This window comes from Sandaracinaceae bacterium (assembly GCA_016706685.1).
In the GTDB taxonomy this organism is placed as follows: domain Bacteria; phylum Myxococcota_A; class Polyangia; order Polyangiales; family Houyiibacteriaceae; genus JADJJE01.
The window spans coordinates 1-20,452 of sequence record JADJJE010000008.1 but is presented as its reverse complement, the minus strand read 5'-3'; the positions used below and the strand labels follow the sequence as shown (position 1 = coordinate 20,452).

The 20,452-nt window shown below is 71.8% G+C and carries 23 protein-coding genes; 13 read left to right on the top strand and 10 right to left on the bottom strand.

Annotation, left to right across the window (positions count from 1 at the left end; all coding sequences use genetic code 11):
• Positions 1-11 precede the first annotated feature (11 nt).
• Both IPI43_11460 and IPI43_11455 read left to right on the top strand, forming a co-directional pair.
• Positions 12-1,385 (top strand): hypothetical protein, encoded by a 1,374-nt coding sequence (locus tag IPI43_11460; protein ID MBK7774736.1) that lies wholly within the window; start codon positions 12-14, stop codon positions 1,383-1,385.
• A 63-nt stretch (positions 1,386-1,448) separates the two neighbouring features.
• The gene (locus tag IPI43_11455) at positions 1,449-2,138 is read left to right on the top strand and encodes a TetR/AcrR family transcriptional regulator (protein ID MBK7774735.1); all 690 of its coding nucleotides are present in this window, start codon (positions 1,449-1,451) and stop codon (positions 2,136-2,138) included.
• Between the two features lie 29 nt (positions 2,139-2,167).
• Here IPI43_11455 and IPI43_11450 read toward each other — a convergent pair whose 3' ends face one another.
• Together IPI43_11450 and IPI43_11445 are read right to left on the bottom strand one after the other, a co-directional pair.
• Positions 2,168-2,818, bottom strand: coding sequence for a hypothetical protein (locus tag IPI43_11450; GenBank protein MBK7774734.1), 651 nt, complete (start codon positions 2,816-2,818; stop codon positions 2,168-2,170).
• Positions 2,819-2,868: 50 nt separating this feature from the next.
• Positions 2,869-3,468 carry a DUF2378 family protein gene (locus tag IPI43_11445; protein MBK7774733.1) on the bottom strand — a complete coding sequence of 200 codons (600 nt, stop codon included), beginning with the start codon at positions 3,466-3,468 and terminating at the stop codon, positions 2,869-2,871.
• A 77-nt stretch (positions 3,469-3,545) separates the two neighbouring features.
• On the opposite strand from IPI43_11445, the gene IPI43_11440 reads away from it, so the two are divergent.
• The gene (locus IPI43_11440; GenBank protein ID MBK7774732.1) at positions 3,546-4,538 is read left to right on the top strand and encodes a bile acid:sodium symporter; all 993 of its coding nucleotides are present in this window, start codon (positions 3,546-3,548) and stop codon (positions 4,536-4,538) included.
• Here IPI43_11440 and IPI43_11435 read toward each other — a convergent pair.
• The 7 genes from IPI43_11435 to IPI43_11405 all read right to left on the bottom strand — a co-directional run bounded on the left by IPI43_11435 (position 4,468) and on the right by IPI43_11405 (position 11,840).
• Positions 4,468-6,021: a CehA/McbA family metallohydrolase gene (locus IPI43_11435; protein ID MBK7774731.1), complete on the bottom strand. Its 1,554-nt coding sequence runs from the start codon at positions 6,019-6,021 to the stop codon at positions 4,468-4,470. The two genes, IPI43_11440 and IPI43_11435, sit on opposite strands and share 71 nt — an antisense overlap.
• Positions 6,022-6,035: 14 nt before the next feature.
• Complete coding sequence (locus IPI43_11430; protein MBK7774730.1) at positions 6,036-6,608, bottom strand: hypothetical protein; 573 nt, start codon at positions 6,606-6,608, stop codon at positions 6,036-6,038.
• A gap of 108 nt (positions 6,609-6,716) precedes the next feature.
• Positions 6,717-7,643, bottom strand: a complete 927-nt coding sequence (locus tag IPI43_11425; GenBank protein ID MBK7774729.1) for a hypothetical protein — start codon at positions 7,641-7,643, stop codon at positions 6,717-6,719.
• A 5-nt stretch (positions 7,644-7,648) separates the two neighbouring features.
• Positions 7,649-9,184, bottom strand: coding sequence for a hypothetical protein (locus IPI43_11420; protein ID MBK7774728.1), 1,536 nt, complete (start codon positions 9,182-9,184; stop codon positions 7,649-7,651).
• Positions 9,185-9,257: 73 nt separating this feature from the next.
• Positions 9,258-9,884: a hemerythrin domain-containing protein gene (locus IPI43_11415; GenBank protein MBK7774727.1), complete on the bottom strand. Its 627-nt coding sequence runs from the start codon at positions 9,882-9,884 to the stop codon at positions 9,258-9,260.
• A gap of 130 nt (positions 9,885-10,014) precedes the next feature.
• Positions 10,015-11,379: a GAF domain-containing protein gene (locus IPI43_11410; GenBank protein ID MBK7774726.1), complete on the bottom strand. Its 1,365-nt coding sequence runs from the start codon at positions 11,377-11,379 to the stop codon at positions 10,015-10,017.
• Positions 11,376-11,840, bottom strand: coding sequence for a hypothetical protein (locus IPI43_11405; protein ID MBK7774725.1), 465 nt, complete (start codon positions 11,838-11,840; stop codon positions 11,376-11,378). Before IPI43_11405 ends, IPI43_11410 begins: the two co-directional genes overlap by 4 nt.
• 117 nt (positions 11,841-11,957) lie before the next feature.
• On the opposite strand from IPI43_11405, the gene IPI43_11400 reads away from it, so the two are divergent.
• The 10 genes from IPI43_11400 (at position 11,958) to IPI43_11355 (ending at position 19,227) form a co-directional block, all read left to right on the top strand.
• Positions 11,958-13,019: an alpha/beta hydrolase gene (locus IPI43_11400; GenBank protein MBK7774724.1), complete on the top strand. Its 1,062-nt coding sequence runs from the start codon at positions 11,958-11,960 to the stop codon at positions 13,017-13,019.
• A gap of 40 nt (positions 13,020-13,059) precedes the next feature.
• Positions 13,060-14,256 carry a serine/threonine-protein kinase PknK gene (locus IPI43_11395; GenBank protein ID MBK7774723.1) on the top strand — a complete coding sequence of 399 codons (1,197 nt, stop codon included), beginning with the start codon at positions 13,060-13,062 and terminating at the stop codon, positions 14,254-14,256.
• An 11-nt stretch (positions 14,257-14,267) separates the two neighbouring features.
• A complete protein-coding gene (locus tag IPI43_11390) occupies positions 14,268-14,831 on the top strand; it encodes an ATP-binding protein (GenBank protein ID MBK7774722.1) in 564 nt (187 codons plus the stop codon).
• Complete coding sequence (locus tag IPI43_11385; protein MBK7774721.1) at positions 14,828-15,631, top strand: hypothetical protein; 804 nt, start codon at positions 14,828-14,830, stop codon at positions 15,629-15,631. The genes IPI43_11390 and IPI43_11385 overlap by 4 nt, the downstream gene beginning before the upstream one ends.
• Before the next feature lie 588 nt (positions 15,632-16,219).
• On the top strand, positions 16,220-16,780 hold the full coding sequence (locus IPI43_11380) for a hypothetical protein (protein MBK7774720.1): 561 nt from the start codon (positions 16,220-16,222) through the stop codon (positions 16,778-16,780).
• A gap of 348 nt (positions 16,781-17,128) precedes the next feature.
• Positions 17,129-17,779 (top strand): hypothetical protein, encoded by a 651-nt coding sequence (locus IPI43_11375; protein MBK7774719.1) that lies wholly within the window; start codon positions 17,129-17,131, stop codon positions 17,777-17,779.
• Positions 17,776-18,045, top strand: coding sequence for a hypothetical protein (locus tag IPI43_11370; GenBank protein ID MBK7774718.1), 270 nt, complete (start codon positions 17,776-17,778; stop codon positions 18,043-18,045). Before IPI43_11375 ends, IPI43_11370 begins: the two co-directional genes overlap by 4 nt.
• Positions 18,046-18,587: 542 nt before the next feature.
• A complete protein-coding gene (locus IPI43_11365) occupies positions 18,588-18,743 on the top strand; it encodes a hypothetical protein (protein ID MBK7774717.1) in 156 nt (51 codons plus the stop codon).
• Positions 18,744-18,765: 22 nt separating this feature from the next.
• Positions 18,766-18,915 (top strand): hypothetical protein, encoded by a 150-nt coding sequence (locus tag IPI43_11360; protein MBK7774716.1) that lies wholly within the window; start codon positions 18,766-18,768, stop codon positions 18,913-18,915.
• A gap of 42 nt (positions 18,916-18,957) precedes the next feature.
• A complete protein-coding gene (locus tag IPI43_11355; protein ID MBK7774715.1) occupies positions 18,958-19,227 on the top strand; it encodes a hypothetical protein in 270 nt (89 codons plus the stop codon).
• A 725-nt stretch (positions 19,228-19,952) separates the two neighbouring features.
• On the opposite strand, the gene IPI43_11350 is transcribed toward IPI43_11355, so the two are convergent.
• Positions 19,953-20,333 (bottom strand): hypothetical protein, encoded by a 381-nt coding sequence (locus IPI43_11350; GenBank protein ID MBK7774714.1) that lies wholly within the window; start codon positions 20,331-20,333, stop codon positions 19,953-19,955.
• Between the last annotated feature and the right edge of the window lie 119 nt (positions 20,334-20,452).

Genomic DNA, 20,452 nt, shown 5'->3' with positions numbered 1-20,452 from the left:
GATCGCCCTCCATGCCTTCCGAATCGCAAGTCCTGCGCTGTGGCAACTGCGGCGCCAACCTCTCGCCGGTGCCTGGCCAGAACGTGGTGGAGTGCGCGTACTGCAGCCAGGCCACGTACCTCACGGCCACCATCGTGAGCGGCGCGCAGCAAGAGCTGGCCTCGGCGGCGGCCCACCCCGAGCGCCCCACCGGCATCCACGAGCGGCTGCTGAGCGGGCCGGGGAGCGTGCCGGCGAAGGGGCGCGGCGCGCGGCTCACCACGCGCGACATGAAGGTGGAGGCGCTGGTGCCGGCCGACCGCGCCATCTGGCCCACGCGCGCGGCGGCCTCCAGCACCTACGGTGGCAGCTGGTCGCCCTCGGCCATGGTGGGCCCGCCCAAGGTGTTCCCGCGCTACGGCGACATCGGCGGCGCCTGGGCGCCGTCGTCCAGCTCGAGCCCGGTCGAGTGGGTGGAGCTCGAGTACACCAGCGACTATCCCGTCACGGCGCTGCGCGTCTACGAGACCAACAAGTCGGGCAGCGTGTACGCGGTGGTGGACCACACGTCGGGCGACGAGCTGCTCTATGCCGGACCCGCCGACCCGCGCAGCGTGGCCTGCGCGCTCGAGGTCACGCTCGACGGGCCGCGCGTCATCCGCAAGCTGCGCGTCTACCTGACCAACACGCCGGGCTACGCCGAGATCGACACGGTGGCCCTCCTCGCGCGTGACCTCTTGCCGCTCGCGGCGCGCCCCATGATCCCGCCGCCCACCAAAGAGCTCTCGGTCGGCGGTGCCATGTGGGTGATGTTCGCGGTCGTGGCGCTGTGCGTGGTGGGCGGCATCGTGGCGGCGGTGGCGAGCGAGGGTAGCAGCGCCTCCACGCCCACGGTCATGACGCCGGCCGCGGAGAGCGTGCCGGGGACCACCATCGCCGCCGAGGCACCGGCCCTCGAGACGGTGCTGGCGCGCAACCCCGTGTGGGCCGCTTCGGTGGTGGACTTCTCCACCGAGTACGGGTCGTCGGCCAACTCGGCCGCACAGGCGTTGGGCGCTCCCGACGTGTATCCGCGCGCGGGAGACCTCAGCGCGGCCTGGGCCACGTTGGTGTCCGACGGTGGGCTGCAGCACATCACCGTCCGCTTCGCTGCGCCGGTCGCCGCCCGCTACGTGATGTGGCTGGCCACGTTCAACCCCGGCGCCGTGGTGCGCGTGGACGACCTCACCAACCCGAGCGCTCCCGTGACGTTGTGGACGGGCACGGATCCCAGCGCCCAGTACGCCTCCGCCGTGGTCACGGTGTCGCTGCCCGCGCCGCGCACCATCGAGACGGTGCGCCTCTACCTGGACACCAACCAGGTCATGGGCTGGAACGAGATCGACGCCATCGGCCTGGTCCCGTGAGCGGCACCGGCGCGCCCCCTCAGTCATAATTGACATCGCGTCAGCATCTGGCAGGGTCCCGCGATGCGCGTCATCCCCGACCCCCGTGACAGCGGCACCAAGCGCGAGCGCACGCGGAACCGCTTGCTCATCGCCACGCAGGAGCTGCTGCTGGAGCGCTCGGCGGGGTCGCTGACCATCCGCGACGTGAGCCACCAGGCGGAGCTGTCGCACGGCACGTTCTACAACTACTTCGACACCGTGGAGGCGCTGCTCGACAACCTGTCGCTGCTCTTCACCGTCACGCACGGTCAGCATATGGCGACGTTGACCGCCGGCGTGAGCGACTCGGCCGAGATCTTCGCGTTGTCCACGCGCCAGACCCTGCGCTTCATCGCGGAGTCACCCCACTACGGCAAGTACCTGTTCGACGCCGGCCTGCCCATGGACCACTTCCTGCGTGGCATGCGCACCCACCTCTACACCGACGTGAAGCGTGGGATTGCCAACGGGACGTTCACCGTGGTGGACCCCGACCTCACGGTGAGCATCGTGGCTGGCGGCATGCTGGGCATGGCGCTCGACGTCTATCGCCGCATCATCCCCGCCAGCGCCATCGACGAAGGGGCCACGCGCCTGCTCCAGCAGCTGGGCGTGCGGGCTGCCAAGGCCAAGAAGCTGGCTACGCAGGAGGCCACCTTCTTGACGCCTCCACCGCTGCCGCTCACCTGGCCTCGCGGAGGCGCCTTCGGTCAGGCTACGCTACCGGAGTGACGGCGCGTTGCGGTCAGGACAGCACCAGCTCAGTACGGCAGTAGGCTGAAGCCCAGCACCAGGCAGGTGCCGAACGTGGCCAGCACCGCCAGCGTGATCAGCACCATCATGAGCGCACGGTTGTCGGCCAGCCGTGCCTTGCTCGGGCGCGGCGCTGGCGCTGCCTGCGAGGCGCGCGCCACGGCCGCGAACGCATGCAACAGCGGCAGCAGCGGCGGAAGCGTGGTGTCTCCGAAGCGCCGCACCTGGAGCTGCATCACGCCGGGACGCTGCTCCGCGAAGGTGGCCACCTCCGCTAGGTGCGTGAACGCGGGCTTCACCTCGGGGCTCAGGAAGCGCCCCGCCCAGGCGGTGTCGTCGGCGCGCAGCAGCGCGTTCGGCGTGACGTTGGCCACGCGCGTGAGGCCCGCGCCGAGCAGCACCGGGATGTCGTGGCCCATCACCCAGCGCGTGGGCAGCCCGTTGTCGTACTCGAGCGAGAGCTGATAGCCGGTGGCCTGTCCGCTGGTCAGCCGGATGTTGCTGCCGGTGTCCATGAACAGGCTCAGCGCGCCCCGCAGCGGCAGGCCGTCCAGCGTGCCTTCATAGCGGCGGTTCACGAAGCCGTCGTTGGTCAGCTGCAGCGAGACCTGCTGCAGTGCATGGTCTACCTCGGCGCACAGCTCGGCGATGGGTCGCATGCTCGGACCATGCCGTCAGCGCTTGCGTGCAGGCAAGCGCAAACACCACGTCACCAGCTGGCTTCGATGGCCACGTTGGCGATGTCTTCCACGCAGACCCGCAGCTGTCCTTCCACCCCGAAGTGCTGGAAGACCGCTTCGATGGTGCCCACCTGGTAGGTTGCCACGAAGGCCGGGAAAGAGCGGCAGCGGGCGATGACCGTGCGCGGGGCCGGCCGCTCGGTGCTCAGCTCGCCGAAGTTCATGACCAGCGGATAGGCGCGCGGCGCCAGCTCCAGCACCGCGGCCAGGTCGTGGCTCACCGCCAGGATCAGCACCTTGCCCACGTGGCTCGCGAGGAAGGTCTGGTAGCCCGTGCGCCCGAGGCGCCGCAGCCCCTCGCCCAGCGGCACGTGCGGATGCACCACCTTCGCCACCGCCACGGTGAGCTTCAGGTTGTCGCGCATGGGGTAGTCGAGGAACGCCAGGTAGCGTCGCGCCGGGATGCCTGCCGAAGCCAGCAGGTCCTCCTCCGAGACGTGCGGCGTGGCGAGCGCGATCAGGTCCCGGAAGAACATGCCCTTGCAGGTGGCGTTCGCCGGCAGCCGCGCGAGGTGGCCTTCCACGTCGACGGGCTGGTCGAAGCGGGGTTTGACGAACACGTACGACACGGCGGCGGACCCTAGCAGAGAATCCGAGGCGTCCGCTGGCCGTGTGTGCCCAAGGCGCCCATACCAGGCCGGTCGCCATGGCCCGCTCTCGCCTACTGCCCGACAACTTCACGCTCAGCCTCGTGGCGGTGGTGACCGTGGCCACGCTGCTGCCGGCGCGCGGAGACGTGGCGGTGGCCTTCGGGTGGATCACGAACGTGGGCATCGGCCTGCTGTTCTTCCTGCACGGCGCGAAGCTCTCGCGCGAGGCCGTGCTGGCCGGCGCGAGCCACGTGCGGCTGCACCTGCTCATCTTCGCGTGCACCTTCGCGCTCTTCCCGCTGCTGGGCCTCGCGCTGCGGCCGCTGCTCACGCCGCTCACGGGCCCCGAGCTGTACCGCGGCGTGCTCTACCTGTGCGCGCTGCCGGCCACGGTGCAGTCCGCCATCGCGTTCACCTCGCTCGCGCGCGGCAACATCCCGGCGGCCATCTGCAGCGCGGCGGCGTCGAGCCTGTTCGGCGTGTTCGTCACGCCGCTTCTGGTGGGGCTCTTGCTAGGCGTCTCGGGTGGCGCGGGCGAGGGCTCGCTGCTGGACGCCATCGCCAAGATCGGGCTCCAGCTGCTGCTGCCGTTCGTTCTGGGGCAGCTGGCACGCCGATGGATCGGCGCCTGGGTCACGCGCCACAAGGACGTGCTCAAGTACGTGGACCAGTCGTCCATCTTGCTGGTGGTCTACACGGCGTTCAGCGCCGCGGTCATCGGCGGGCTCTGGCAGCAGGTGGCGCCGCTCACGCTGCTGGGACTCGGGGTGGCGTGCGCCGTGCTGCTCACGCTGGCGCTGCTGTCCACGCACCTCCTCGGCAAGTGGCTGGGCTTCAGCCTCGAGGACCGCATCACCATCTTGTTCTGTGGGTCCAAGAAGAGCCTGGCCACGGGCGTGCCCATGGCGCAGGTGCTCTTCGCGGGTCAGACGCTGGGGCTCTTGCTGCTGCCGCTCATGCTCTTCCACCAGCTCCAGCTCATGGTCTGCGCCGTGCTCGCGCAGCGCTTCGCGCGAAGGCCAGACCGAGAGCCAAGCCCAGCAGCGTGAGCGCCACCGGCGCCGTCGCGCCGCCCAGGACGGCGCAGCCTCCGCCACCCGCGGGCCGCCGCACGTACACGTGGCTGGTGATGGTCACGGGCCGGCGCTCCTCCACCACCTCCACGCGGTAGCGGTCCTCGCCCAGCGCAGGGGCCACCACGTCCAGCTCGAAGTGAAACGCGTCCGAGTCCACCGCCATGGCCTCACCCAGCAACGCGCCGTTCATCACCACGCGGAACGTGCCGCCCATGCCGCCGGTGATGTCCACCAGCAGGCGCACCCGGCGGGCTTCCACCGTGTCGCCGGTCAGCGGCTCGCGCGCGCTCAGCACCACCATGGGCGCGCTCTCGCCGGGGATGCGCACCACGGTGCGGCCCGCGCGGATGCCCGCCAGGATGCCCGTCACCGACAGCTCGTCGGCCTCCACCATCGTGGTCGGAGAGCCCACGGGCGAGTCGAGCCCACCGGTGCCTTCGCCAGCCTGGTGGTCGTCGCTCCCTCCGAGGGGCGCCACGTGCCTCCCGCGCGCGCAGAGCCCGTCCCACAGCGCGAGGCTCGGTTGCAGGAACGCGCTCTGCGCGATGGCGCTCGCGCCCGTCATGATCTCCACGGCGTCGATGGCCTCGTCGGCGAGCGTGTGCTCCCAGGCGCAGCCGATGCACAGGTCACCCAGCGTGAGCGCCGGGTGGTTGATGGAGAAGAGCGCGCCCTGTGTGCGGTAGGCCGCGGCCGCGTCCTCGATGGTGGCGCCCTCGACGCCGATGCGGTGGTCCACCCACTCGGTGGCGCCGATGGCGTTCGCGTGCCCCGCATACGTGGTGAACTCCACGCCCGGGATGAACAGCAAGTCGGGGTGGCGCGCCTGCGCGTCGTTCATGTAGTCGAGCGCAGTGTGCGTGTTGTGGTCGGTGATCACCACGAAATCGAGGCCCCGCGCCCGGGCCGCCGTGGCGATCGCGTCGAGCGTGGGCCCGGCGTCACCGCTCTCGCGCGAGTGCACGTGGAAGTCGCCCGCGTAGAAGCGCCGGCCTGTCGCCAGCGCGCCCGGGTCCGCATAGGGAGCGCGCTCGGGCTGCGCGGCAAGCGTGGCCTGGGCCGCCGTCCGCAGGGTCACGCGCAGCTGGTACATGGCGGGCTCGGCCACGATCTTCGCCTTGCCTACCACCACGCGCCACGTGCCCGGGGTGATGGGCCCCGGCACATAGCTGCGCGACGCGCGGTCCACGCCGATGACGGCAGGCTCGGTGTTGCCACCGCCCCAGCCGCGGAAGCCGGCGGGGTTCTCCACGCCCCAGTCGAGGATGTTGTCCGCCGACAGGTCGTCGTGCGCGATCTCGATCTCCACGATGTCCGCGGGCACCTCGAACGGCACGAAGAAGTGCGTCTCGTCGCCGTCCGGCACGGCGCCGTCGAGGGTCAGCACCACTTGGGCGCGGGCGCCGAGCGGCAGCGAGAGCAGGAGCACCAACAGCGGGAGAGCGGAGCGCGTCATCCCGCCATGGTGCCTCAGAGCGGGCTGTCGGTGGGCGCCGCCACCACATTGGCACCCGCGGCCAGCGCAAAGCGGTGGATGGCCACGGCCTCGGTCGGGTCCTCGGGGCTCTCTTCCTCGAGCTCCTCGCGGTAGATCACCAGCTCGCCGTTCTCGGCGCGGGCGTGCAGCTTGGTGCCGCCGCCAGCCCACCAGCACTGGAACGACGCGATGCCACCGGCCGCCGCTTCGACGGCGCCGCAGGTGCCGGTGAGGTCCACCAGCGCCACCTCCACGGTGGTGCCGGTCTCGTCGGTGAGCATGACGCCCACGCTGTTGCGCGGGATCTCTTCGTCCGGCCCCGTGAGCGCCGCGGCCGTGAACAGCACGGCCACGGTCTCGCCCTGGGGCGCGCTCTGGTCGAGAGGCACCTCGGCGGCTTGGATGGCGGAGGTCTCCTCGCCACCCGCGGTTCCTTCGCCGCCCTCCGTGCTGCCGCCACCGCAGGCGCTGGTGAAGAGCCCGGTGCACAGCGCGAGCGCGATGAGCACGCGGTGAAACGAGCGAGGGGTGGGACGATGCGCGGCAAGAGAGTCGTGACGGAACATGCAGGGGCCTCGGGGAGAGAGTGGACGCGGGGGGTGACGCCGAAGCGCAGGGTACACGCGATGGCGGGGGGCCCGCATCAGGTGTCTGCGCCGAGCGGAAGGGTGGGTTCAGTTCGAGGTGATCGCCGAGAGCAGCCGCGCCAGCTCCGCTCGCACCGCGTGGCTGCCCGCGTGGCCTCCCTCGTAGTAATGAAAGGTCATGTCCAGGTGACCCTCCGCCGCGTTCCACGCCTCGAGGTCGCGGACCGGCTGCACGGGCGTGTTCCAGTCCTGGATGCCGTGGAAGACGTGGAACTGCGCCGCTGGTGTTCGCGCCGCCAAGCGCTCGAACATGGCACGACCGGAGGGACGCCGCGTGGCGTCGTCCACGTAGGCGCACGAGACACCCAGATTCGCAGCGAGGACGCGGGCATCACACGACGCGAGCGCCTCCCGCAGGCGGTCGCCGTCTGGCATGGTCGCCAGCTGGTGCTCGAGAATGTCTGCGAAGGGCTCGAGCGCCAGGCCGCTCAGCACGAGACTCGCAATCCGCGCGCCCGTCGCCGGATCACGCTCGAGCAGCGCGTCGTACGTGTACAGGGCCACCAGCGTGCCCTCGGAGTGACCACGCAGGTGCAGGCGCACCGCGTCGCCGAACTGCTCACGCGCCCAGCGCAGCGCGTGGGTGGCGCACTCCACCCCGTGACCGAGCGTGTATTGCTGGAACAGCGCGGGGTCGCGCTGCACGGCTCCCGGATCGCCGAACGGGGCGCGGATGCCCGGCTTGTCGTACGTCAGGTACGCGATGGGCCGTGTCTCGAGCACACGCTCGAAGGTGGGATGCACGAACGCGTTGGAGAGTGTCCCCGAGCCATTCATGACGACGAACACGTCCCGCACGGGCTCCTGGTTCCAGACCACGTAGCCCGGGCAGGCGAGCTCGACGGATGCGGGCAGGCTCCGCTCCACCAAGTGCTCGTAGTGGGGGCCACACCCCGGCGCCAGCCACCCGCAAGTGAGCAGCATCATCACCAGACCGCGCGCGGATCTCAGCATGGCGGTCAGCCTACCGTGTCGCTCAGCGCCACCCCAGGCCGCAGGGACTCGTGCGTGGCCCAGTGGTGCTCGGCGCGGGCCAGCGCGTAGTCGACGCTGTCGGGGCGCCCCTGCAGCAGCGCGACGGCGGCGTCGAGCGCGGCGGCGCGGGTGGCCTGCACGCATAGGTCGGCCCACAGGGTGGCGGCGGAGACCGCGCGCTCGGCGGTGCGCTCGAGGTCGATGAGGCGGCGGGCGTGTGGGCAGTAGGGCTCGTCACACGCGCACGCGCGCAGGATCTCCGTAAGCTCGGGGAGCAGGTCGTCCCCGGTGAGCGCGAGTGTCGCCAGCACCCGCTCGCGGCGTGACAACGCGCGGGACACGAACGCGTTGTGGCGCGGTGCGCGCTCTGCGAAGAGCTCGGCGACTGGCGTGGGCTCCCAGCGGCCGGGGCTCAGCGTCTCGAGCGCTGCCCAGGCCCGCGCTTGGAACGCGGCGCTCCCCTCCGCGGCGGCGGCGTACCCGAGGTGCAGCGCCGTTGGCTTCTTGTCGGTGATGACCCAGCGGAGCACCACGCGATCGCCTGCGGTGTCGTCCCAGAGGTGCAACGTGGTGGTGCGCTCCCCCTGCACGGCGTCGAGCTCCTCCACACCCATGCGCGGCAGCTCGCCGCCGGCCCACGCCGCGCGCAGCCCGCGTTGGGTCGCGCCGCTCGCATCTGCGGTGCGCACGAGCCCGCTCTCCTGGGGCAGCGCTTCGCCCCACAGCGCGGAGTCGAGCCTGCCTGAGAGCCCCATGCGTCCGCCAATCGGCCCGAGACCGTCCTCGAGCCGTCGCCAGCCGTCCGTGGGTGCCGGCGCCTCGAAGCGCCACCGCACCTCGGTGAGCACCTCGGCGGCGAGCCCGCTGGTCTCGGGGGTGGCCTCGCGCCACGCGGCCACGTCGTGGGGCGCCTCCCGCAGCCGCTGCGTCAGGAGCGCTGGCGTGCTGCCCTCGAGCTCCGCCGCCAGCGCCAAGAGCTCGCGCCAGCCATAGGCTTGCGGGCCCTGCGCCTTCCCCTCCGCCAGCCAGCGGCGCGCACGCGCCTCGTCGAGGGGCAGCGCCACGGCGATGTTCCGGGCCGCCAGCGACGCTGCGGCGGAGCGGTCACGCGCGGGGCCGAGCACGCCGCGCAGCGCGCCCCGGATGGTGTCCACGTCCTCGGCGCGCGGGGCCTCGAAGTGCAGGTCGAGGCGCCGGAAGCCGCCTTCGTAGCCGCTCTCGCGCGCCTGCAACAGCACTCCCGGTGTGGCAACCGTGAGCACCACGGACCGGTGGTACCCGTACCCGTCGCGCGGGTTTCCCTCGCCAGCCTCCTGGGCGAGCGCCAGCGTCGCCTCGGGGCGCGTCAGCGCGTGGCGGAACGCGTTGCCCGTCGGTCCGTTCGGGTCGTCCAGCGCCTCGCGCCCAGGGTCCACCCACGGCGCCTGCTGCCCTGCCAGCGCGTCCACCGCGGCGCCCAGCGCGCGCGTCAGCTCGTCCCACGAGACAGGTCCCTCGAAGCTCAGCGACCAGTGCGGCATCGGCGGATGATGGTCGCGTCGGTGTCGAGTCGTCCACAGTCCGTGACGTCCTCATGGACCGCTGACGTCCCTCTCAGGCGGCCAGCCGCATCTGCCGCGCCGAGTTCGCCAGTGCCTCGGCGTAGGCCACCACCTCGGCCGGCGCGCCCTGCCGCATGGCCCCGATGAAGGCCTCGCGCTCCGGGTCGCTGATGCCGTGGATCATCCACGCCATGTACGTCGCGTTGTCCTCGGGGGCGATGCTGCTGACGATGGCGTGCTCCACCCCCATGATCTGCTCGTCGCTCATGCGCTCCCAGAGCGCCTCGATCACGTCGCTCTCCTCCTCGGCCATGTGGCCGTACTGCGTGGCCGCGTAGCGCGTGAGCGCCAGGTACAGCGCGTGGCCGTCGGCGGGGCTGCCGAGCGCGGGCTCGCACAGCGTGAGCACCTCGTGCTCGTGCGCCTCGAGCACGCGGTGGGTGGCCGCCACGCGCCGCGCGAGCGGGGGCGCAAACCGCTCGAGCAGCGGCTCCACGTGGTGGTCTTCGTGCAGCGCGTGCTCGTTCATCAGGCGGATGGAGGCGCGCAGCCGGGCCACGTACGCGGCGGCCTCGGGGCCCGCGAAGTCGGTGCCGGCGCCGAGGCGCAGCAGCTCGCCCAGCTCGTGGCGGATGCCCTTGTGGATGATCGTGTAGAAGTTGTAGCGGCTGGTGGTCATGAGCGTCTCTCTCGTATGAGTGGGCTGGCGAAGTGCCAGCGAGAGAGAGATAGCCGAGCGCGCGCGGGCCATTCGCTAAGTGTTCCTTAGCGACTTGCTAAATAGATCCTAAGCGCGCCGCCGCGCTTGCTCAGGGCTTGGCCTCGAGCTGCAGCTCGCAGTCGCGCTCCAGCACGAAGCGCCCGCGCTTGATGGGCACCAGGCGCACGTCGGGGCAGCGCTCGCAGAGGCGCTTGCGCAGCAGGATCAGCCGGCTCTCGAGGTTGTCGCGGTACTCGGGCAAGCCCAGCGCCGGGTCCATGCGCAGCTCACGGTTGGTGAACTCGCGCCGCCCACCCGCGTGCTCGTTCAGCAGCTTCCACAGGATGCGCGCGGGCACGTTGCGGATCAGGTACTCGCCGTCCACGAACACGCTCTCGTCGGCCGCGTACCACGTGAAGACCCGTCGGTGCGCCGGCAAGGGCGCCGTCTCCGGGCAGGCGTCCCCGCCGCTGTCTTCGTCGTCGCGCTCGGACAGCACCGCGATGGCCAGCGCCGCCTGGTTGGCGAGCAGCCCCAGGTACGCCTCGTGCCAGTTCTCGAAGGCCAGCGGGTCGCGGCTCTCGAGCACCAGCACCCCCACCAGCTGGTCGTGCGCCACCAGCGGCAGCGCCAGCTGCGCCTGGGCATCGGTGAGGCCCGGCAGCGGGATCTCCGCCGTGACCTGTGCGCCCGCCTTCTGTGCGCTCTCCTGCACCGCGCGCGCGTACCTCCGCACCGCGCTGAGGCCGCTGAGCTGCAGCGGGCGTAGCGTTTGCGCCACCGTGCCGATCAGGCCTTCGCCCACGGCCACTTCGGCTCCCGCGCCGCTGCGCTCGTAGCCGGTGCTGTCGATGGCCACCAACGTGGCGCGCTCCTCTTCGTGCAGCAGCAACAGCGCGTGCTGTGCACCGAACAAGGTGGTCATGCTCTCGAGCACGGCGGCGAAGAGCGCGTCCAGCGTGCGCGCGCGGCAGATGCGGTCGCTCAGCAGCTGCAGCCCACGCAGCTCCTCGCGGCGCTGGTCGGCCGTGGTCTCCGGGCAGCCCGACCAGGTGCCGGACAGCTCGGTCATGGGAGCCAGTGCGTCCGGGAGCACCGTGAACGACAGCACTTCGTACACGTCGGCGCTCAGCAGCTTGAAGATGCCGCTCATGCCGGTGGTGCGCGCGATGGCCTCGATGCGCGCCGACATGTCGTCGAACAGCGCGCCTTCGGTCTCGGCGCGCAGGAAGCGCAGCTGCAGCAGGTAGGGCTGGAGCGTGACGGGGTCCCACAGCCGCACGCTGGCGAACGGGTTCTGGTCCACGTTGCGGCGCGTCTTGTTGAAGAACTGGCAGGACAGCGCCACGTGGCCTTCGTCCAGGTAGTGCACCTGGCTCAGCATGGCGATGTTCGGCACGCCGTCGGCGCCGCACGTGGCGATGCCCGCGGGGGTGACGCCCTGGAAGCAGTGGGAGAAGTCCGCGAGCTTCATCGACGCACCGTGACGGCGCGCCCTGCGCCTGGCCCGGGGGTCTGCTCGAACACGTCGGTGAACGTGAACTCCACGGCCTTGCAGGGCGTGAACACCATGCGCGCGATGACGGCGGGGGCCAGCCCGATCATGGCGTACTCCGCGAGCGTGCGACCCACGAACGCCGCGATCTCGGCCTCCTCACCGGGCGTGGTGTCGCGCACGGCCGTGGCGCGCCCCTTCAGCTGGATGCCGCGGTGCGTGGTGGGCTGCTCGATCACCACGGCGATGGCGCCGTTGGCGCTCACGTTCGCGATGGCTGGCGCGGCCTCGTACTGGGGCAGGAAGACCACCGCGTGCTCGGGCCCGGTGAGCGACAGCGCAGCGCCCGAGACGCAGTGCGGGACCAGCTGCTCGCTGCGCGTGGCCACCAGCACGCCCAGCCCCACCTTCAAGAATTCCGCGATGTCGACCTGGTCCATGGGTGGCTGTCCGACCGAGAGGGGTACCACGAACCGTGCGGGCGCTCACGCTCCAACCGCGCACCCGTTTCAGCCTTGTTTCGTCGCCATATCAGCCCCGCAACTTCGACACGCGGCGTGTCCCTCCCGAGGGCCAGCCAGCCCCCGGACGGCTACGCTGTGCAAATCGTGACCACCTTGCGTCGGCAGTTCCGGAACGTGCATGGGTACCGCCGCGCCTTCATCAAGGCGGGCAGCGGGCCGGCGCTGCTGCTCATCCACGGCATCGGCGACAACGCCGACAGTTGGGAAGATGTGCTCCCCGAGCTGGCCGAGGAGTTCACGGTCATCGCGCCCGACCTGCTGGGCCACGGCGAGTCGGACAAGCCGCGCGCGGACTACTCCATCGGCGCGTACGCCAACGCCATGCGCGACCTGCTGAGCGTGCTGGACGTGGACCGCGTGACGGTCATGGGGCACTCGCTGGGCGGCGGCGTGGCCATGCAGTTCGCCTATCAGTACCCCGAGCGCTGCGAGCGCCTGGTGCTGGTGGGCACGGGCGGCGTGAGCCACGAGGTGAACCCGGTGCTGCGCTTCGTGGCCGCGCCCAACGCCGACCTGGTGCTGCCGCTGCTCAGCGTCCCGGGCGCGCGCCTCGTGGGCAAGGGCGTGTTCGCCGCGCTGCGGGCGCTCGACACCAACATCGGGCTCGACTCCGCCCAGCTCGTCCGCATCTTCGACGCGCTGCCCAACGCGGCCTCCCGGCGCGCCTTCGTGCGAACGCTGCGCGGCGCGGTGGACTGGCGCGGGCAGGCCATCACCATGCTGGACCGCTGCTACCTGGCCAAGGACATGCCCACGCTGGTGGTCTGGGGCGAGCGCGACGGCGTCATCCCGGTGAAGCACGCGGGGCGCATCCACGAAGCGCTGCCCGACAGTCGGCTCGAGGTGTTCGAGGGCGCCGGGCACTTCCCGCACCAGCACGACCCGGCCCGATTCCTGCGCGTGTTCCGCGAGTTCTACGCGAGCACCAGCGCCTGCACGCACAGCGCCGACGAGTGGCGCGCGCTCTTGCGGCAGGGGGCCAAGCACGCGCTGCCGGCCCCCGCGGGGGTGACCCTCGAGGCCGCGCCGGTGGCTCCAGCCGCAGCCCCGAGCGGCCGCCTCATTCGGCTCCCGGCAGCCCTGCGCCGGGCCTGATTCCGCGCCGTTCCGACACCCAGAAGTGGTACACCACGGCATGCCCTGGGACCCACCCGAAGCTGACTCGGCGGCGCAGACGCGCCAAGACAGCGGCGTGGTCACGAACGACGGAACCGCCACGCGTGCGGACCCGGTGCGGCGCTCGGATCCGGCGGCGCCGGCCACCATCGGGCGCTTCCGCATCGACGAGGTGCTGGGCTCTGGCGGCATGGGGGTGGTCTACCTGGCGCGCGACCCGTTCGAGCCCGAAGACGCGCGCGCGGTGGCGCTGAAGACGCTGCGCTCGCCCGACCCGGTGGCGCTCATGCGCTTCAAGAGCGAGTTCCGCTACACGGCCGCGCTGGCGCACCCCAACCTGGTGAAGCTCTACGAGCTGGGCGTGGCCAACGACACGTGGTTCTTCACCATGGAGCACGTGCCGGGCGCGGACCTGGGCGAGCACCTCACGCTGCGCTCGCCGCCCGGGGCGCTGCAGGCCGGTGTGTTGCGCGACGTGTTCGCGCAGCTGGTGGATGGCCTCGGTGCGCTGCACGCCGCGGGGGTCCGGCACCTGGACCTCAAGCCCAGCAACGTGATGGTGTCGGACGAGGGCCGCGTGCTCTTGCTGGACTTCGGCGTGGCTGCGCTGAAGGGCGGGCAGACGCGCGGCACCGAGGGCCACCGCGTGGTGGGCACGCCGCTCTACATGGCGCCCGAGCAGGCGCGCGGGGCACCCACCGACACGCGCGCAGACCTCTATGCGCTGGGCGTCATGCTGTACGAGGCGCTGGTGGGGCGGCGGCCCTTCGAGAAGGCCGGCGACTCGGCGCTCACCATCATCATGCGCAAGTGCTCGGAGGCGCTGCCGCACCCGAGCGACGTGGTGGCGCTGCCGCCCGAGTGCCTGCCGCTGGCGGACCTGGCGCATGCCTTGATGGAGCGTGACCCCGGAGCGCGCCCCACGCTGGACGAGATCCTGGCGGTGCTGCGGCCGGAGCTGGCCAGCTCTGGCCGCGCGCTCGGGGCCACGGCCGTGGCGCTGGTGGGCCGCGAGGAGGAGCTGGACACCATCTTGACGGCCTACCACGAGCGCGACACCAGCCGCCCCACGGTGCTGCACGTGCGCGGGCGCTCGGGCGTGGGGAAGTCGCGGCTCATCGAAGAGGCCGTTCTGCGCCTGTCCAGCGTGGCCACCGTACTCAACGCCAGCGCCATGATTCGGAGGCGATTCCGTACAAGGGCCTGGACGACCTGATCGACCAGGCGGTGTTGCGCCTGTGTCGCTTCCCCCCGGACGTGCGGCAGGCGCTCAACACCGAGGACACCACGCACGCGGCGCGCATGTTCCCGGCCATCTACGGCGCCTTCCCCGAGCTGCCCGACGCGCCGGCCCTCCCAGGCGGCGCCGACGTGCGCGAGCTGGCCTATGCCGGCCTCGCCACGTTGCTCTCGGCGCTGCACCTCGAGCGCCCGCTGTGTCTGGTGCTGGACGACGCGCAGTGGGGCGACGCCGGCGCGGGCCGCATCCTCGCCTCGCTGATGAGCCCGCCCATCTCGCTGCCGGTCTTCTGGGTGCTGGCCTACCGCTCCGACGAGGCCCACGAGAGCGCGCTGCTGCAGCAGCTGGCGCCGCTGTCGGGGCGTGACCTGCACCACGAGAGCCACCTGGACCTCGCCCCGCTCTCCGCGGCCGCTGGCGTGGAGCTGGCGCGGCGCTGCAGCCACGACGTGAACACGCTGGAGCTCGCGGAGATCGCGGCCGACGCGGGCGGCAACCCGTTCCCTCATCGAGCAGCTGGCGCTGCACGGCGCGCACGGGCCAGCGGGTGAGCGTGGAGTCCGTGGTGAAGGCCCGCTACGAGGAGCTGTCCGACCAGGCCCGCAGCCTCTTGCGCACGGTGTCGGTGGCGGGCCAGCCGCTGCCCCAGCAGCTGCTGCTGCCGCGCGGCGGCCGTGAGCGACGCGCGCGCCACGGTGGCCACGCTGGCGGCCAGTCGTTGCTGCGCGTGGATGGCGCGGGCCTGAACGCCAACGTGGTGGCCTATCACGACCGCATCCGCGAGGGCGTGCTGCTGGCGCTCGAGCCCGAGGAGCGGCGCCACTGCCACGCTGGCGCTGGCGCGCGAGCTGCTGGCGAGCCCGACGTGGCGCCGCAGCTGGTGGCTTCACCCCTGCACGGCTCGGGGCAGCTGCGCGAGGCGGCCGAGTACGCGCTGCTGGCCGCGGCCGAGGCCCAGCGCACGCTCGCGTATCAGGCCGCGGCGGACTCGTATCGCGACGCGCTGCTGTGGTCCGGTGGCCAGCTGCCCAACGTGGCGGCGGTGCAGCGGGCGCGCGCCGACGCGCTGCACCAAGCGGGGCGCTGCGACGAAGCCGGCGCGGCCTACCTGGCGGCCGTGGAGGGTGTGCAGGACGGGCGCGCGCGCATGGAGCTGCAGCGCCTGGCCGCCGAGGCGTTCTTGGCGGCGGGCGCCGTGAAGGAGGCCCTTCGAGGTGCTGCGGCCGCTCTTCGCGGCGGCCGACGCCCTTCCCGAAGGACAGCGGGGCTGCGCTGCGTGGGCTCTTGCTGGCCACGGCGCGCGTGCGCATGCGCGTGCGGGAGGCGGCGCTCACCCCACGCCCGAAGGTGAACGAAGACGCCCTCTTCAAGAGCGCGCTGTGCTGGTCGGTGGGCAAGGGGCTCAGCAACATCGCGCCGGTCGAGGGCACGGTCACCATCCTGCGCAGCCTGCTCTATGGCTTGGACTCGGGCTGCCCGCGCGCGGCCGCCAACGGCCTGCTCTTCGTGGGCTCCGGCTTCGTGCCGTTCATGGGCACGCGCCCCGACGACTTCATGGCCTTGGCGCGGCGCATCGCCGACGCCGAGGAGTCGCCCACGCTGCGCGGCCTGGTGCACGTGGCGTGGTGCCAGCGCGGTCTCTTGGAGGGCGGCTGGGACGCGGCCATCGAGCACGGCGACCGTGCGGTCGAGCTGCTCACGGCATCGCCCGAGCCCACCGCGTGGAGCGTGGCCATTGCGCGCACCACCATCACCGCGTGCCTCGAGTACCGCGGGCGCCTGCGCGAGATGCGCTCCCGCAGCGAAGAGTTCCTGCGTCAGACCGCCAACAGCGGCGAGCAGATCACCTTCGTCATGGTGACCAGCGCGCTGGGCTACACGCTGGCCGCGGCCGGCGACGCCGAGGGCCTGTCGCGTGCCATCCGCGACATGCGCGACGATGGACTCGTGGACGGTGGACTTCGGCATGTGGGACTTCTACCGCCTGCGCTTGGAAGTGCTGGAGCGCCTGATGGGCGACCACCCCGCGAGCGCCCTCGAGCTGGTGGACGCCGCCTGGCCTGCCATCCGCACGGCCAACCTGCTGCGCGTGCCCGTGGTGCTGCCCGCCATCCTGCACGTGCGCCTGGCCGCCGAGATGGCGGCGTGGGCCGAGAACCGCGGGGATGGTCGCTTGCGGAAGCGCGTGAAGAGCACGTGCGACGAGCTGCGCGCGGTGAAGCGTCCGGATGGGCCTGCGCTCGGGCAGTTTGCGCAGGCCGCGCTGCACCTGGCGGCGGGTTCGCGCGCACAGGCCGAGGCCGAGCTGGTGCGGGCCAAGGCTGCCTGTGATGTGGCCCGGCTGGGCGCGCATGGGCTCATGGTGGAGCGCGCGCTCTTGCGCCTGCGGGGCGAGCCCGACGAGGCGCTGGGCGCGGCGCTGGCGGACCACGGCATGACGGTCCCCACGCGCTGGGCGCGGTACCTCACCCCGGGTTTCGGCGAGGGGCAGTTCTTGTAGGCGCTGTCCCTGAGGGGACACCGCGTCTCGAGCCGAGCACACGACGCGATTGACGCTCGGGCGACGTCGCGCCTACCGTGTGGCGATGACGAGGACTGCCCACCTCCCTGCGCCGATCCGCGTCGGTGCGTCTCTGTTCATCCTCGCGCTCGGCCTCGCCGGCTGCGGTGGATCGGCCGCCACGGCACCTCGCCCGGCGGCTCAGGTGGGCGAGGTGGGTGCCATGCCCGACGGCCGCGACGGGCGCACGCCCGAGACCGCGTGGCACGCGTGCTTCGACACGCGCAGTGACTACCGGCGCGTGGCCGAGTACCGCTGCGCCGACGGGTCCATGCCGCTCGGGGTGACGTGCGCGCGGGCGGCGCGGCGCGGCGCGGCAACATCGGCGCGGGCCCCGACGGACACATCCTGGACCTGTACGACGTGCCGTGCCCCGAGGGCGCGGTGCCCATCCACGTGGACGGCTACCACTGTGAAGAGGAGCTCGCGCCGCTGAGCGAGCCCGAGATCCAACAGGCCATGAGTGACCTGCGTCGCTATGTGCACTCTCCCGAAGACATGAGCCTCGCGGTGGTCACGCGCGGGACCCGCCTGGCCCAGCAGCTGGGCATCACCTATCCGGACTGCCGTCACCTCTATGAGCTGCTCATCCCCAGCGAGGCGGAGGTCGCGGAGTGGCGCTTCCTCGTGAGCATCTACCTCTCCGCGCAGCTCGTGGGGCTCTTCGAGTTGCGTGCGGACTACCAGCGTGCGGTCGACCCCACCATCTTCCGCGCGATCCAGATGGAGAAGGTGAGCACCGCCGCCATCACGTACGTGGCCACCTACCGGCGCCTGATCATGGCCGGCTATGGCGCGCTGCAGAGCGCGCGTCTCGACCGCCTTGCGGCCTTGACGAGCGCGGAGCTCGAGGAGGTCATCGATGAGACCATCAACATGTGCAACCTCGAGGCGATGTTGCCCGGCATGCGCGTGGAGCGCAGGGAGCCCACCCCATGACCACCGGCATCACCTGGCACAGCGTCGGCACCCTCGAGTACGGCACCAGCGAACACCCGCTCCCGCTGCCCGACGACTACGGCATGGCCGGCTACTCGCTGGCGGGAAGAAGGGCGCCGTGGGGGGGCCAGACGCTCTACGCGCGCAGCCTCGCGCTCAAAGACGCTAGCGGCGAAGAGGCCGGTGTGCATCGTGGACCCCATGCCCGTCGCTCGCGGTCTTCGAGGCCGTGGTGGCCAAGAGCGGCGTCCCCGCCGAGCGCCTGATCCTGGCGGGCACCCACACGCACACCGCGCCGGGGCACTACTACGCGGACTCGTTCTACTGGGTGTTCGCGCAGGCCCGTGCGGCCCGACGCGCTGCTCACGCCCGACACGGCGTGGATCGACCAGCTGGCCGGGACGCCATCGCGAGCGGGGTCATGGCGCGCGCGCGCGGCTTGCGCCCGGGTGTGGTGGGGTGGGCCAGAAAGACTGCTTCTGGCTCGCGCGCAACCGCTCCGAGCCGCCCTTCGTGGCCAACCCCGAGGCCAGCGCGTGGGCGACCGCGGGCCACCCTGCGGCCAGCGCGCCAGCCGGTCTCGACCCCACGCAGAAGGCCATCGACCCGCGCGTCACGTGCATCGCGGCGCGCCCCAGCGGCACGGGTGACGCGGCGGCGTTCGCGTTCTATGCGTGCCACGCCACGGCGCTCGGGCCGAAGCAGGCCACCTACCACCGCGATGGCCGGGCTACGCCATTGGCGCGGGTGGAGAGCGCGCACCCCACCGGCGTGGTGGCCGCGCTGGGGCTCGCTTGCGCGGGGGGACGTGACGCCGCTGCCTCCCGGCGAAGTGGAGGGCCGCGCAGGGCGAGTCCCCGGCCTGGCGTGGGAGCGGGGTGTGGGCGCCGTGGTGGCGGAGCTGCTGGCCAACCTGCTCAGCAGCAGCACGCCGCTCACGCTCAGCGCATGGGCGGCGCGTTGATTCCCGGCCCGCGCACCCGTGGATGTTGGCTACCCCATCTTGTTCGGGGCCGAGGACGGGCGCACCGGAGATCCTGGGCAGCGTGCTGCGCGAGGGCATGCGCAAGCGCCCCGGCACCCAGCCGCCCGGCGACAGGCAGTGGCCCGGGCGCTCGGTGCTGCCCGTGCTGTAGCGCTTCCTGCGCGGCGGGGCCTCGCCTTCGCCCTGGCATCCGGTGCACCGCCTGCAGCCGGGCACGCACGTGTTCCTGACGGTGCCGGGCGAGCCCACCACCGTGGCGGGCCGGCGCGTGGAGCTGGCGGCGTCTCGCGGCGCTCGGGGCGTGAGCAGCGCCAGCCTGATTGGCTATGCGGGCGACTACGCGGGCTACACCACCCCCCCGAGGAGCACATGCATCAGCACTACGAAGGGGCCCACACGCCCTACGGCGCCCACCCTCCAGCTGCTGCAGGACGCGCTCTTCACGCTGCCCCCCATGCCCTGAGGGCGGCCTGAGCCAGCCCCGTGCCTGGAGCCCCAGGTGGGCGCGCCAGTAGTGGTTCACGAACACCTGCTGGGGTCCCATGCGGCGCGCAGAGCTTTCCACGAGTCCCACGCGGCTGCCCTGCACTTGTCGCGGCGGTAGGCCGAGCCTGTGCTGCTGCCCGGGGCCGAGAGCGACTTGCCCCAGTGGAAGCGCGCGTCGAAGCTCTTCAGCAGCTCCCAGTACTGTGAAAGAAGTCGGTTCGGCCGCGCCGTCGCGCCAGAACACGAACGGGTCGATGCGCAGCACGGGCGTGCCGTGCGCCGCGCTCAGCGTGAAGGGGCTGGCCGGCGCGGCGTAGATCTCGGTGGCGAACGTGCCGGTGGCTTCGAGACCGCCAGCCGCCCAGAAGTCGCGCAGCGCGCGCATCACCTTCGGCGCTCTGTCGAGCGGCACCCACAGCCCGGTGAAGAGCACCGGCATCAGCTGGTCGTCCATCTGGCTATCGTGCGGCAGCCCGTCGTACCAGGTGTCCGTGAAGCCCTTCCTCCTCGTACACGCCGCCACTCTTGTTGCTGAGCGAGACCACCATGCGGATGGAGCCTCGCGCACCAGCACCTCCTTCACGCTGTCCACGCTGTCATCCACGTCCTCGAGCGTGTCGGCCAGGTTGTCGATGAGGTTGTCCAGGAACGGTTCTGACAGCGCTGGCGCGCTCAGGCCCGCGTCCGCAAACGCGTCATCGATCAAAGGCGCAGCCAGGCCCCGCGGCGGCGGCGTCCGCGTCTCCGGGCACCAGGTCGATGCGCGGCAGCACGCGCGTACAAGAAGCGCACGAACCACCGCGTGAGGAACGGCGCGGTCGAACTGACGGTAGGGCTTCGGCTTCCAGCCGGGCGTTTCGCGGCGCGCTCGGCGGTCCAGATCTCCACCCGCTCCACGCCCTTCTGTGGCCAGTAGAGCAGGCGCGCGTAGTCGTTGGTCTCGAAGAACTTCTGCAGCGATGGGCGCGTGGCGTCACCGTCGCCGAACAGGTCGATCTGACAGTCCCCGGCCTGCTGCACCGACGTCCAGCCGTTCAAGATGTACTCGGGCTCGAGCTTCAGCGTGACCGTGGAGAGGGACACCTAAGAGGCCCATCGACAGCCCCACGGGCGAACCCGGGTCCGCTGGCGACGTCGCGCGGACGCCGAGCCCGTCCAGCACGCGGATGGACGTGATGGCGCTGTGGAACGCGTGCTGCACG

Bases quoted from the DNA above. Each gene is read 5' to 3' on its own strand.
- IPI43_11410 (MBK7774726.1), bottom strand. From the start codon at position 11,379: ATGAAGCTCGCGGACTTCTCCCACTGCTTCCAGGGCGTCACCCCCGCG.
- IPI43_11360 (MBK7774716.1), top strand. From the start codon at position 18,766: ATGTTGGCTACCCCATCTTGTTCGGGGCCGAGGACGGGCGCACCGGAG.
- IPI43_11415 (MBK7774727.1), bottom strand. From the start codon at position 9,884: ATGACCACCAGCCGCTACAACTTCTACACGATCATCCACAAGGGCATC.
- IPI43_11420 (MBK7774728.1), bottom strand. From the start codon at position 9,184: ATGCCGCACTGGTCGCTGAGCTTCGAGGGACCTGTCTCGTGGGACGAG.
- IPI43_11425 (MBK7774729.1), bottom strand. From the start codon at position 7,643: ATGCTGAGATCCGCGCGCGGTCTGGTGATGATGCTGCTCACTTGCGGG.
- IPI43_11380 (MBK7774720.1), top strand. From the start codon at position 16,220: ATGGACTCGTGGACGGTGGACTTCGGCATGTGGGACTTCTACCGCCTG.
- IPI43_11370 (MBK7774718.1), top strand. From the start codon at position 17,776: ATGACCACCGGCATCACCTGGCACAGCGTCGGCACCCTCGAGTACGGC.
- IPI43_11435 (MBK7774731.1), bottom strand. From the start codon at position 6,021: ATGACGCGCTCCGCTCTCCCGCTGTTGGTGCTCCTGCTCTCGCTGCCG.
- IPI43_11450 (MBK7774734.1), bottom strand. From the start codon at position 2,818: ATGCGACCCATCGCCGAGCTGTGCGCCGAGGTAGACCATGCACTGCAG.
- IPI43_11395 (MBK7774723.1), top strand. From the start codon at position 13,060: ATGCCCTGGGACCCACCCGAAGCTGACTCGGCGGCGCAGACGCGCCAA.
- IPI43_11460 (MBK7774736.1), top strand. From the start codon at position 12: ATGCCTTCCGAATCGCAAGTCCTGCGCTGTGGCAACTGCGGCGCCAAC.
- IPI43_11430 (MBK7774730.1), bottom strand. From the start codon at position 6,608: ATGTTCCGTCACGACTCTCTTGCCGCGCATCGTCCCACCCCTCGCTCG.
- IPI43_11440 (MBK7774732.1), top strand. From the start codon at position 3,546: ATGGCCCGCTCTCGCCTACTGCCCGACAACTTCACGCTCAGCCTCGTG.
- IPI43_11455 (MBK7774735.1), top strand. From the start codon at position 1,449: ATGCGCGTCATCCCCGACCCCCGTGACAGCGGCACCAAGCGCGAGCGC.
- IPI43_11405 (MBK7774725.1), bottom strand. From the start codon at position 11,840: ATGGACCAGGTCGACATCGCGGAATTCTTGAAGGTGGGGCTGGGCGTG.